Here is an 11736-nt window from a genome sequence, read left to right as displayed (position 1 = left end):
ATCACATCGCGAGCATAAGGTACTCGTACCCGGTATTTATCACCCTGGTGCACGAGACCGGTGCCGACGACGCTTGATCGAGTGCCCCGCGTCCCGTCCCCAGCCGCCGCATACGTCGGCCAGAGGATCGCGGCCATCCGCACCCGTCAGACGATGACGCAGGACCAGCTCGCCGTGCGCAGCGATATCGACTCGTCGAACATCCGCAGCTACGAGAGCGGGCGGTCGATGATGAACGTGCAGTCGCTCGTGCGCATCGCGACGGCGCTCGGCGTCGAGCCGGGAGAGCTCGTCGACGGGCTCACTCCGGAGATGTTCGCGACGCCATCGTCGGACAAGCGGCGCAAGGCGGGCTGAGCCCGCCCGACGGGAACCGGGTGTACACACCGCAGGAGATCGCCGCCAGCCGGCTGCGACCAGCCGCGTGATCGCCGCGCTCTGGCCCCGAGACCGGGGCGGATCTCCTGCGGTGTGTCCGGGCTCAGGATCGCGAAACGGCGTCAGCCCCGCGTCGGTCCGGCGTCGCGCACCGGAGCGGTCGGGGGCCGCAGCGCGCCGCGCGCGTCGAGCGCGAGCTCCTCGGCGTCCATCGCGGTGATGAGCTCGCGCATGACCTCCTCGTTGAGCGCCCCCTTGTCGCGCTCCTCGAGGAGCACCCGCCTGCGCACCTCGAGCCATCCCTTCGACAGGTCGCGCATGCTCTCGTACGACGGGCGCTCACGGGCGGCGGGCGCGTCGTCGAGCTCGCGCTCGGCCTTGTCGGCGTCCTTCTCGACCCGCAGCAGCGACCGTGCGATCCTGTTGAACTTCGCGATCGACTCCTCCCCGTAGAGCTCCGTCCACTCCTCCTGCTTGCCGCGGAGGTACTCGCGTCCCGCCTCCGCCGTGCGCCGGCGCACGGCCTCGAGCTGGCGCTCGTCCGACGCGTGCTCGGCGTCGGCGTTCACGCCCAGCACCCGGATGAGCGGCGCGAGCGTGAGCCCCTGCAGCAGCAGCGTCCCGACCGTCACGACGAAGGCGCACACCACGATCACCTCGACGTTGCCGGTCGACATCGACCGCTCGGTGAGGTCGGGCAGGGCGGCCGCCATCGCGAGCGTCACCACCCCGCGCATACCCGCCCACGACACGACGGCGCGCTCGCGCACCGTCATGGGCGGCTCGATGATCCGCTGCCGGATGGCCCGCTCGTCGATCGCGCGGCCCTTCCGCTCGAGCTTCTCCCTGCGTCTGCGCACCGCGCGGGCACGGGGGCTGTCGGGGTTGCTGCGGTACTCCTCGGCGGCATGCTTCCACCGCATGATCCGGCCGCGCTGCCACAGCTGTCCCCACGCGTAGCTCGCGTAGACGAACACGGGCCGCACGAGCAGGACGACGGCGAACACCGCCAGCGCGAGGAGCAGCGTCCGCGTGCCCGACACGTCGCCGAGCTCGCTCAGCACGTCGGGCAGCTGCAGGCCGATGTACGCGAACACGAAGCTCTCCAGCAGGAAGTCCATCGACGACCACAGCGGGCCGTCCTGCTGGCGCGTCGCGTAGCTCGTCTTCGGAGCGTGGAACCCGACGTAGAGCCCCATCGCGACGACGGCGAGAACGCCCGACCCGTGCAGCTGCTCGGCGATGGCGTAGGCCCCGAACGGCACGAGCAGGCCGAAGGTCCCGGTCACGACGGGATCACTGATCCGCAGGCGCAGCTGGTGCAGCACGATGCCGAACACGAGTCCCACCGCGACGCCCACGACGACGGCGAGCACGAACTCGACGATGCCGTCCCAGACGGTGACGGTCGCGCCCGCGACGATGGCCGCGAAGACGCGCACGAGGGTGAGCGACGTGGCGTCGTTGATGAGGCTCTCGCCCGACATCACGGTCATGACGCGTCGCGGCAGCCCGAGCTTGCGGGCGACCGCCGCCGCCGACACGGCATCTGGCGGGCCGACGATGGCGCCGAGGAGCAGGGCGCCCGCGATGGTCAGCTCCGGCATGATCCAGAACGCCACGCAGCCGACGGCGGCGGCGGTGACCGCCACGAGGCCGATCCCGAGCCGGCGGATGTGCGGGAGCGACCGCTTGAAGCTCACGAACGACACCTCGAGCGACGCGGAGTACAGCAGGGGCGGCAGCGTGAGGTTCAGCAGCAGATGCCCGTCGAGCTCGATCGCGGGGACGAACGGCAGCAGCGACGCGGCGAGCGCGACGCCCGTCACGACGAGCGGCGCCGGCCACCCGCGCCATCGCGCGAAGGCCGCGACCGCGACGGAACAGACGAGAACCACGAACACCTCGACGCCCATGCCCGCCAGGCTATCGGGGCGCCCCCGCGGATGGCCGAGCCAGCACCCCGCCGGATGGCCGAGCCGTCCGTCTCGGAATAGCCCGCCCGCGCACGGGGTTGCACGGGGGGATGTCTGCCGCACCCGCACCCGCCCTCTCCGTCCTCGATCTCGTCTCGGTGCGCACGCGCCAGTCGAGCGCGCAGGCGATGACCGCCTCGCTCGCGCTCGCGCGGCGCGCCGACGAGCTGGGCTACCGGCGGTACTGGTTCGCCGAGCACCACAACATGCCGGCCGTCGCGTCGACGTCGCCGCCCGTGCTCATCGCGGCGGCCGCGGCGCGCACGCAGCGCATCCGCGTCGGCTCGGGCGGCGTCATGCTGCCGAACCACTCCCCGCTCGTCGTCGCCGAGCAGTTCGCCGCGCTCGAGGCGCTCGCACCCGGGCGCATCGATCTCGGCCTCGGCCGCGCGCCCGGCAGCGACCCCGTCATCACGCAGCTGCTGCGCCGCAGCGGCACGACGAGCGAGGCCGAGCGCTTCCCCGACAACGTCGCCGACATCCTGTCGATCATGAGCCCCGACGGCGCCACCGTGCGCTTCACCTCGGGCGGCGAGTACGGCGTGCACGCCACGCCCGCGGCGACGAGCACCCCCGACGTGTGGCTGCTCGGGTCGAGCGACTACTCCGCCCAGCTCGCGGCGAGCATGGGCCTCCCCTACGTCTTCGCGAACCACTTCGCGGGCGAGGGACTCGAGCGCGCCATGTCGCTCTACCGGGCGCAGTTCCAGCCCAGCGCCTGGCTGGATGCCCCGCGGTCGTTCATCACCGCGAACGTCGTCGTCGCGCCGACGCAGGACGAGGCCGAGCGCCGCGCCCTGCCCCAGCTGCGACAGTTCGCGCGGCTGCGCACCAACAAGCCGATGCGTCCCATCGAGACGGTCGACGAGGTGCTCGCGAATCCCTCCGATCCGCTCGAGGACTCGCTCGTGCAGCAGGGGCGCGCCCGCTGGTTCGTCGGCACGCCCGACGGCGTCGCCGACGACCTGCGCGCCTTCGCCGCGACGCACGGCGTGGACGAGGTCATGATCTCGCCCGCCGCAGGGAGCTACGACGCCGACCCGCTCGACGCGGCGCCCGGCCGCCTGGAGACGATCGAGCTGCTCGCCGCCGCCCTGCGCTGAACGGCGGTCGGGCTCGCGCTGCGCCGTGCGGTGCCGGTTCCTACGCCCCCGGCTCGCCGGCGACGAGCGCGCGTAGCCAGTCGCGCGCCTCGACGAACGCCTCGTCCCCGTAGCGGTGCGGGTAGTGCACGACCTGCCGGTCGGCGCGCGGGTACGAGCCGAGGAAGACGACGTTGGGGCTGAATCGCCGCACGCCCATGAGCGCATCGGCGACGCGCTCGTCGAACACATGGCCGTCGGCGTCGATGACGAACCGGTACCGTCCGAGCGCGTCGCCGATGGGCCGCGACTCGAGCAGGCTGAGGTTGATCCCGCGGGTGGAGAACTGCTCGAGCAGCTCGAGGAGCGCTCCGGGCTCGTCCTTCGGGAGCTCCGCGACGAGGGAGGTCTTGTCGGCGCCGGTGGGCGCGGCGGGCGCGACGGTTCCCGTCACGAGCACGAAGCGCGTGACGGCGTTCTGGTTGTCGCCGATGTTCTCGGCGAGCACCTCGACGTCGTAGTGCTCCGCCACCCCCGGCGCGACGATCGCGACCTGTGCGGGCAGCGAGCCGTCGAGCATCCCGAGGGCGCTCGCGACATTGCTCGACGCCACGACGTGCTCGTGGTGCGGGATGGTCTCCCCGAGCCACGTGAGGCACTGCGCGTACGCGACGGGATGGCCCGCGACCGCGACGAGGTCGCGGGCGACCACGTCGGCGAGGGTCTTGCCGCGCGGGGCCACGAGCGAGAACCGCACCGGCACGAGGTACTCCCCCACGATCCGGAGCCCCGGGATGGTCGACAGCGCGTCCTGCGCGCTCGACACCCCTCCTTCGACGGAGTTCTCGATCGCGATCATGGCGGCGTCGCTGCGTCCCGTCACGACGTCGTCGAGCGCCTGCCCGACGTTGCTCACGGCCTTCCAGATCTGGCCGCGCGCCTCGGGAACCTGCGCGAGCGCGGCCTCCGTGAAGGTGCCGGCCGGCCCCAGATAGCTGTACGTGCGGCGTTCCGGGGCATCCGTCGACATGCGCTTCAGCCTAGACCGTGGCGTCGACCGTGCACGATGCGCCGCAAGCAGGCAGACTGGGCACATGACGAGCCGAGCCGGTCTCCCCGCAGAAGCCTCCGACCTCATCGACGTCGACGAGCTGATCAACGCCTACTACGACCGCGTGCCCGATCCGGCCGTTCCGGCTCAGCAGGTCGCCTTCGGCACGAGCGGCCATCGCGGCTCCAGCCTGTCGACGAGCTTCAACGAGCACCACATCCTCGCGACGACGCAGGCCATCGTCGACTACCGCACCGCTCAGGGCATCGCGGGCCCCCTCTTCCTCGGCCGCGACACGCACGGCCTGTCGCTCCCCGCCGAGCGCAGCGCCATCGAGGTGCTCGTCGCCAACGGCGTCGACGTCCGCGTCGACTCGCGCGACGCCTGGGTGCCGACCCCCGCGCTCAGCCACGCCATCCTCGCGTACAACCGCGGACGCGACGAGTCCGATCCCGGCCGCGCCGACGGCATCGTCGTGACGCCGAGCCACAACCCGCCCGCCGACGGCGGCTTCAAGTACAACCCGCCGCACGGCGGGCCGGCCGACACCGACGCCACCGGCTGGATCGCCGATCGCGCCAATGAGCTCATCGCGGGCGGCCTCGAGGGCGTCAAGCGCGTGAAGCACGCCGACATCGACCTCGACGCGCTCGGCCAGCACGACTTCCGCGACGCCTACGTGCGCGACCTCTCGACGATCATCGACGTCGACGCCATCCGCGAGGCGGGTGTGCGCATCGGCGCCGATCCCCTGGGAGGCGCGTCGGTCGAGTACTGGGCCCTCATCGCCGAGGTGCACGGCCTCGACCTCACGGTCGTCAACCCCGACGTCGATCCGACGTGGCGCTTCATGACGCTCGACTGGGACGAGAAGATCCGCATGGACCCGTCGTCGCCATCGGCCATGGCCTCGCTCGTCGCGAAGCGCGCCGAGTACGACATCCTCACGGGCAACGACGCCGACGCCGACCGCCACGGCATCGTCACGCCGGATGCGGGGCTCATGAACCCGAACCACTACCTCGCCGTCGCGATCGACTACCTCTTCTCGCACCGGCCGGGATGGTCGGCGGACGCCGCCGTCGGCAAGACCCTCGTGTCGTCGATGATGATCGACAAGGTCACGGCGGCGCTCGGCCGAACGCTGCTGGAGGTCCCCGTCGGCTTCAAGTGGTTCGTGCCCGGTCTCCTCGACGGGACCGTCGCGTTCGGCGGCGAGGAGTCGGCCGGTGCGTCGTTCCTGCGCCGCGACGGCTCGGTCTGGACGACCGACAAGGACGGCATCCTGCTGTGCCTGCTCGCTGCGGAGATCCTCGCCGTCACGGGCAAGACGCCCTCGCAGCGGTACGCCGAGCTCGAGGCCGAATACGGCTCGTCGGCCTACCAGCGCGTCGACGCCGCCGCGACGCCGGAGCAGAAGGCCGCGCTCAAGGCGCTCTCGCCCGACGACGTCACCGCGTCCGAGCTCGCCGGCGAGGCCATCACGGCGAAGCTGTCGCACGCGCCGGGCAACGGCGCCGCGATCGGCGGGCTCAAGGTGCAGACCGAGCACGCGTGGTTCGCGGCGCGCCCGTCCGGCACGGAGGACGTCTACAAGCTGTACGCCGAGTCGCTCAAGGGCGAGGAGCACCTCCGCCGGGTGCAGGAGGAGGCGCGCGCCGTCGTCACGGCGGCCCTCGGCGGCTGACGCGGCCGCGAGATCGCGAGAGGGCCCCGGACGATCGTCCGGGGCCCTCTCACGATCCGTCTCACGCCTCGATCGCGCGGTTATTCCGGCGCGCCCAGCGGGCAGGCGTGTGCGGGCCGTCCCACACCTGCACGATGCCCCAGACGACGGCGGCGAACGGTGCGGCCAGGATGGCGCCGAGGATGCCGCCCAGCACGGTGCCGATGGTCAGGGCGATGAGGATGACGAGCGAGTGCAGCTTGAGCGCGCGCCCCATCAGGACGGGCTGCAGCAGGTTGCCCTCCAGCTGATTCACGAGCACGACGACGCCCACGACGATGATGGCGTTGACCGGTCCGTTCGCGACGAGCGCGACGAGCGCCGCGAGGATGCCTGCGACCGTCGCGCCGACGATGGGGATGAAGGCGAGCAGGAAGACGAGAAGCGTGAGCGGGAACCACAGCGGCACCCCGAGGATGACGAGCCCGATCCCGATGCCGATCGCGTCGACCGCCGCGACGGCTGCTGTCCCTCGAATGTAGGAGCCGAACGTCTCGACCGTCTTCGTGCCGGCGCGGCGGACCCGCCCGTACCACTCGCCCTCGAAGGGGCGCGTGAGGAACGCCCACAGCTGCGGGCCGTCCTTGAGGAAGAAGAACAGCACGACGACCATGAGCACGAGGCCCGTCACGAAGTTCGCGACCCAGCTGACGCCCGCGACGGCGCCGGAGCCGAACTGCGCGCTCGTGAGGAAGTCGGTGAGGGCGGCGACCCACTCGTCGATCTGCTCCTGGTCGGGGGCGAAGGGCAGGGTGTTCACCCACGCCAGCACCTGCTGGAAGCCCTCCTGCGCGCTCTCGTACAGCTCGTCCCACTGGCTGCGCACGGCCCACACCATGGCCCATCCGACGCCGCCGAGCACGACGACGATGCCGAGGAGGAGCAGCACCGTGCCGAGTGTGGCGTTGAGGTGCGCCCGCAGCCATCGCATGACGGGCTCGAAGGCGCACGCGATGATGAGCGCGAGCAGCACGGGGATGACGACGACCGTGAGCGACTGGTAGGCGAACACGAGCCCCGCCGCGAGCACGACCACCGCGATGATCTGGATGGACCGGGTCGCGAGCGTCCCGAGTCCGTCCGTCCACAGGGCGCGCGCCTTCGACGGCGGCGCCTCCCGCACGATCATCTCGACCCTGCGTCGTCCGAACATGCGCGTCTCCCCCGGTCGTCGGATCAGTCCCACCCATCCTGCCCGACCGACCGGGGCCATCCGCGAAGGTTGACGCCGTGGATCAGCTGTGCCAGTCGCTCCGTGCCGTGAGGGGCACGGCCGCCGGCCGCTCCGTGGTCGTCGTCAGCGCGACGCGGGCGCCCGTCTCCGCGGCGCGGAGCACGCCCGTCATGATGTCGAGCACGTGCAGCGCCATCGCGCCGCCCGCCCTCGCCTCGACGTCGGCGGGCGTCGCGACGAAGTCGACGAGCCCGACGCCGCGCGCGCCGTCGGCGTAGCCCGCCGACACCGCGAGCGTCTCGGCCGTCTCCCCCGTGCGATGCAGCACGACATCGCCGTCGAACCGGTTCGGGTCGGGCACGAGGAGCGTTCCCTCCGTGCCGTGCACCTCGAGGGGCGACGCCGTCGTGGCCGTGCCGTCGAAGCTGGTCACGATCGTCGAGATCGCGCCGCCCTCGTGCTCGAGGATGCCCGTGACGTGCGTGTCGACGGCGACGGGGATGGTCTCGCCCGCGCGCGGGCCCGAGCCGATGACGCGCGTGTCGCGGATGCGGGACGCCGCCCCGCTCACCGCCACGACGGGACCGAGCAGCGTCACGAGGGCCGAGACGTAGTACGGGCCCATGTCGAGCATGGGGCCGCCGCCCGGCTGGTAGTAGAAGTCGGGGTTCGGATGCCACCGTTCGTGCCCCGGGGTGATCATGGTCGCCGATGCGGCGAGGGGACGGCCGATGCGGCCGTCGTCGATCGCACGCCGGGCGGTCTGGATGCCCGTGCCCAGCACGGTGTCGGGGGCGGAGCCGATCGCGACGCCCGCGGCGCGCGCCGCCGCGACCATGGCCTCGCCCTCCGCGACCTCGAGTGCGAGGGGCTTCTCGCCGTAGACGGCCTTCCCGGCCGAGATCGCGGCATGCGCGATCTCGGCGTGCACGGCGGGGATGGTGAGGTTGAGGACCGTCTCCACGCCCGGATGCGCGACGAGCTCGTCGACGCCGACCGCGACCGCACCGGTCTGCGCGGCGACCTCGGCCGCGCGCTCCGCCGACAGGTCGGCGACGGCGACGATGCGGATACCGGGGTGGCCCTCGAGAGCCTCGAGGTACTGGCGCGAGATGTTCCCGAGCCCGACGATGCCTACGCCGTGCGGCTGGCCCACAGCAGCCCCCTCTCTACGATCGTGCGGACGTTCTCGTCCTGCAGCACCTCCGGACTGTGCCCGGGGGTCGCGACGAACACGCGCCCCTCTCCCCACAGCCGGGTCCAGACGACGGGCGAGGTGATCGGCCGGTGCCACGGGTGCCACGGTCGCACGGGGTGCGTCGTCGTGGCGAGCACGTCGATGAGGTCGTCGTGCAGCACCCAGTACTGCTCGGTCTCGAGCGCGAAGTCGTCGATGCCCGCCGTGATCTCGTGCGCGCGGCCGAGCTCGGTGATCTCCACCGTGTACGGCAGGTAGTTGTCGCTCGCGTCGCCGACGGCGAGCGACGGCTCCTTGCCCGGGTGGGTCGCGAACTGCCCTCCGACGAGCTGCAGGTAGTCGGAGGAGTTGCGGAACGAGTCGGCGATGCCGCCGTGCCATCCCGCGAACCCGGTGCCGGCGCGAACGGCCGCGATGAGCCCCTGCAGCTCGTCGCGCTCGATCGTCGACATCGTCACGCTCTGCAGGATGAGGTCGGTCGCGGCCATCTCGTCCGCGTCGGCGTAGACGTCCGTCGACTCCTCGACGCGCACGTCGAAGCCGTTCGCCTCGAGGAAGGGGAGGAAGAGGTCGGTCGCTTCGACGGGACGGTGGCCGTCCCATCCGCCGCGGACGACGAGGGCCCTGCTCATGCTGCTCCGTTCACGGGGGTGAGGATGGACGAGGCGCCGGCGCTGCGCTCGACGGCATCGAGCACGCGCTGCACACGCAGCGCCTCCTCGAAGGTCGGCGACGGATCGACGCCCGAGGCGATGGCCGCGACGAGGTCGGCCACCTGGTGGGTGAAGAGGTGCTCGTAGCCGAGCCCGTGACCCGTGGGCCACCAGTGGGCCGCGTAGGGATGGACGGGCTCGGTCACCTGGATGCGCCGGAAGCCTTGTGCGCCGTCCTCGTCGGACGCGTCGTAGAACTCGAGCTCGTTCATCCGCTCGAAGTCGAACGCGATCGAGCCGCGGCCGCCGTTGATCTCGATGCGGTTGGCGTTGCGGCGTCCGAGGGCGAAGCGCGTCGCCTCGAAGACGCCCAGCGCGCCGCCCGCGAACGAGGCCGTGAAGGCCACGGCGTCGTCGACCGTCACGGGGCCGCGCTCTGCGTCGGCGGCGGCCCTGCCGCCGAGGCCGCGCTGCTCCGACAGGATGGGCCGATCCGCGACGAAGGTGCGCAGCTGCGCCGAGACGGCGGCGATGTCGTCGCCGAGGAGCCACTGCGCCGTGTCGATGCTGTGCGCGCCGATGTCGCCGAGCGTGCCGGAGCCCGCGACGTCCTTGTCGAGGCGCCAGGTGAGCGGTGCCTCGGGGTCCGTCAGCCAGTCCTGCAGGTACTGCGCGCGCACATGGCGGATGGCGCCCAGGCGGCCGTCTGCGATGAGCTGCCTGGCGTAGGCGAGAGCGGGAGTGCGCCGGTAGCTGAACCCGCACATGGCGCGCGTGCCGGCGGGCGCCGTGCGGGCCGCCTCGGCCATCCGCTCGGCCTCGGCGACCGTCCGCGCGAGCGGCTTCTCGCACAGCACGTGCTTGCCCGCGGCGAGCGCGGCGATCGCCACCTCGGCGTGGACGTCGCCGGGCGCGCACACGTCGACGATGTCGATGTCGTCGCGCGCGATCACCTCGCGCCAGTCCGCCGACGACTCCGCGGCGCCGAGCTCGTGCGCCGCGGCGGCGGCGCGGGCGGGGTCGCGGCCCACGACCACCGCCAGCTCGGGGTCGCGGGGCAGGTCGAAGAACCGCGGCGCCGTGCGCCAGGCGTGCGCGTGGGCGCGGCCCATGAAGGCGTGGCCGACGAGGGCGACGCGCAGCGGTGCGGACGAGGTCGTCATGGTGTGCTCCTTTGCTCCCGTGTCATCGTGCCATAACGCGGGAGCATCAACAAATAAAGGGCGCGCCGATTCCGGTGAACGTCGACTCCGCACGCAGGGCACCCCTGATCGCGTCTTCGACTCCCCTGACGACGCGGTGCCGGCCCTCCTCGTCGTCCACGTCGCTCCAGTGCGCGGCATCGATCGGGCGGGGGTCCGGTGCGGCCATCACGCCGTCGACGAGGCGCATGAAGGCACCGCTCGCGGCGAGGGGGGACAGCAGGGGCGCCCCGGTCGCGCGAGCGTCGAGCAGGTTCTCGAGCAGGGGCCGGCGGCCGTGGAGCCGCGTGAAGGGCGCGTCGTCGCGCTCGACCTGGACGAGGTCGAGCGTGTAGTAGAGCCGGAGGCGGCCGCTCGTGCCCACGACCTCGACGTACGGCTCCTCGCGCACGGCTCCGCACAGGGTCACCGCCGTCGTGAGCGAGGGCGCGTCGCGCAGGGCGAACCGCGCGACCGAGGTGTCGTCGGCCTCGATGTCGTTGGCGTGCAGCAGCTCGAGCTCGAGGCCCGCGACGTCGTCCTCGCTCTGGCGCCCGGCGACCGCGAGCGCCGTGGCGGTGGCGTGGGCGAGGGGGTTCGTCAGCGCGCCGTCCGCGACGACGCGACCGGCCATCCGCCGCCTGCCCGCCCACGGCGACCGCGTGAAGTAGCGGTCGGTCCGCACCCAGATGCCCGTCGCGCCGTAGCGCCGCACCTCGCCCACCGCGCCCTCCGCGATGAGCGCGCGGACGGCGGGGACCGCGTCGGAGCCCAGGCTCTGGAACCCGACCTGCACGAGCGCTCCGCGGGCGTCGGCGCGCGACAGGAGGTCGCGGAACTCCTCGAGGGTCGCCGTGGGGGGCTTCTCGAGCAGGACGTCGCAGCCCGCGTCGACGGCGGCCCCGGCGATCACGGCGTGCGTGTGGATGGGCGTCGCGACGATGACGACGTCGAGGTCGCCCGCCGCGATCATCGCGTCCGCGTCGGCGTGGTGGACGGCGCCGGCCGGCAGCGAGCCGGGTTCGGGAGCGGCGGGATCCGCCGTCGCGGCGAGCACGACCCGCCCCCGCTCCTGCAGCGCGGCGACGCGACGCACATGCTGCGCCCCGTACCCGTGCACTCCGACGATCCCGATGCGCGGTGTCTTCACTGCGGTCCCTTCTTCATGGCTGCCCGGGCGCGCGCGACGCGGGCGTGCGCGACGCGGGTGTGCGCGGCGCGGGCGTGCGCGGCGCGGGTGTGGCGAACGGCCATCTGCGTGCCGAGCAGCCACCGGATTGCGAGCTTTCGGGTGTGCTTTCGTCCAACGGATATCCG

At 72.4% G+C, this 11736-nt stretch carries 10 protein-coding genes; 3 read left to right on the top strand and 7 right to left on the bottom strand.

Translation table 11 applies throughout. The features are described 5' to 3' along the window. Nucleotides 1-81: 81 nt before the first annotated feature. Nucleotides 82-357 carry a helix-turn-helix domain-containing protein gene (locus tag ACWGPF_RS11545; protein WP_452332964.1) on the top strand — a complete coding sequence of 92 codons (276 nt, stop codon included), beginning with the start codon at nucleotides 82-84 and terminating at the stop codon, nucleotides 355-357. Between the two features lie 143 nt (nucleotides 358-500). On the opposite strand, the gene ACWGPF_RS11540 is transcribed toward ACWGPF_RS11545, so the two are convergent. Beyond that, nucleotides 501-2294, bottom strand: a complete 1794-nt coding sequence (locus ACWGPF_RS11540) for a cation:proton antiporter (RefSeq protein WP_452332963.1) — start codon at nucleotides 2292-2294, stop codon at nucleotides 501-503. A gap of 110 nt (nucleotides 2295-2404) precedes the next feature. Between ACWGPF_RS11540 and ACWGPF_RS11535 the strand changes: the two genes are divergently transcribed. Continuing rightward, a complete protein-coding gene (locus ACWGPF_RS11535; RefSeq protein WP_452332962.1) occupies nucleotides 2405-3457 on the top strand; it encodes an LLM class flavin-dependent oxidoreductase in 1053 nt (350 codons plus the stop codon). A 40-nt stretch (nucleotides 3458-3497) separates the two neighbouring features. Here ACWGPF_RS11535 and pheA read toward each other — a convergent pair whose 3' ends face one another. After that, the gene (pheA, locus tag ACWGPF_RS11530; RefSeq protein WP_452332961.1) at nucleotides 3498-4466 is read right to left on the bottom strand and encodes a prephenate dehydratase; all 969 of its coding nucleotides are present in this window, start codon (nucleotides 4464-4466) and stop codon (nucleotides 3498-3500) included. Nucleotides 4467-4530: 64 nt separating this feature from the next. Here pheA and pgm point away from each other — a divergent pair, with 64 nt between their 5' ends. Beyond that, nucleotides 4531-6174 carry a phosphoglucomutase (alpha-D-glucose-1,6-bisphosphate-dependent) gene (gene pgm, locus ACWGPF_RS11525; protein WP_452332960.1) on the top strand — a complete coding sequence of 548 codons (1644 nt, stop codon included), beginning with the start codon at nucleotides 4531-4533 and terminating at the stop codon, nucleotides 6172-6174. A gap of 61 nt (nucleotides 6175-6235) precedes the next feature. Here the strand turns inward: pgm and ACWGPF_RS11520 are convergent, their stop codons facing one another. The 5 genes from ACWGPF_RS11520 to ACWGPF_RS11500 form a co-directional block, all read right to left on the bottom strand. Next, nucleotides 6236-7366, bottom strand: coding sequence for an AI-2E family transporter (locus tag ACWGPF_RS11520; RefSeq protein ID WP_452332959.1), 1131 nt, complete (start codon nucleotides 7364-7366; stop codon nucleotides 6236-6238). A gap of 82 nt (nucleotides 7367-7448) precedes the next feature. Next, entirely contained in the window at nucleotides 7449-8543 is a 1095-nt protein-coding gene (locus ACWGPF_RS11515; protein WP_452332958.1) for a Gfo/Idh/MocA family protein, read from the bottom strand. Further along, nucleotides 8522-9217, bottom strand: coding sequence for a ThuA domain-containing protein (locus ACWGPF_RS11510; RefSeq protein WP_452332957.1), 696 nt, complete (start codon nucleotides 9215-9217; stop codon nucleotides 8522-8524). Before ACWGPF_RS11510 ends, ACWGPF_RS11515 begins: the two co-directional genes overlap by 22 nt. Continuing rightward, nucleotides 9214-10401 (bottom strand): Gfo/Idh/MocA family protein, encoded by a 1188-nt coding sequence (locus ACWGPF_RS11505; RefSeq protein WP_452332956.1) that lies wholly within the window; start codon nucleotides 10399-10401, stop codon nucleotides 9214-9216. Before ACWGPF_RS11505 ends, ACWGPF_RS11510 begins: the two co-directional genes overlap by 4 nt. Before the next feature lie 46 nt (nucleotides 10402-10447). Beyond that, nucleotides 10448-11569, bottom strand: coding sequence for a Gfo/Idh/MocA family protein (locus tag ACWGPF_RS11500; RefSeq protein WP_452332955.1), 1122 nt, complete (start codon nucleotides 11567-11569; stop codon nucleotides 10448-10450). Nucleotides 11570-11736: the final 167 nt, after the last annotated feature.

The sequence above is a fragment of the Microbacterium sp. NPDC055683 genome (assembly GCF_053617895.1).
This window is presented reverse-complemented; position numbering and strand designations above follow the sequence as displayed.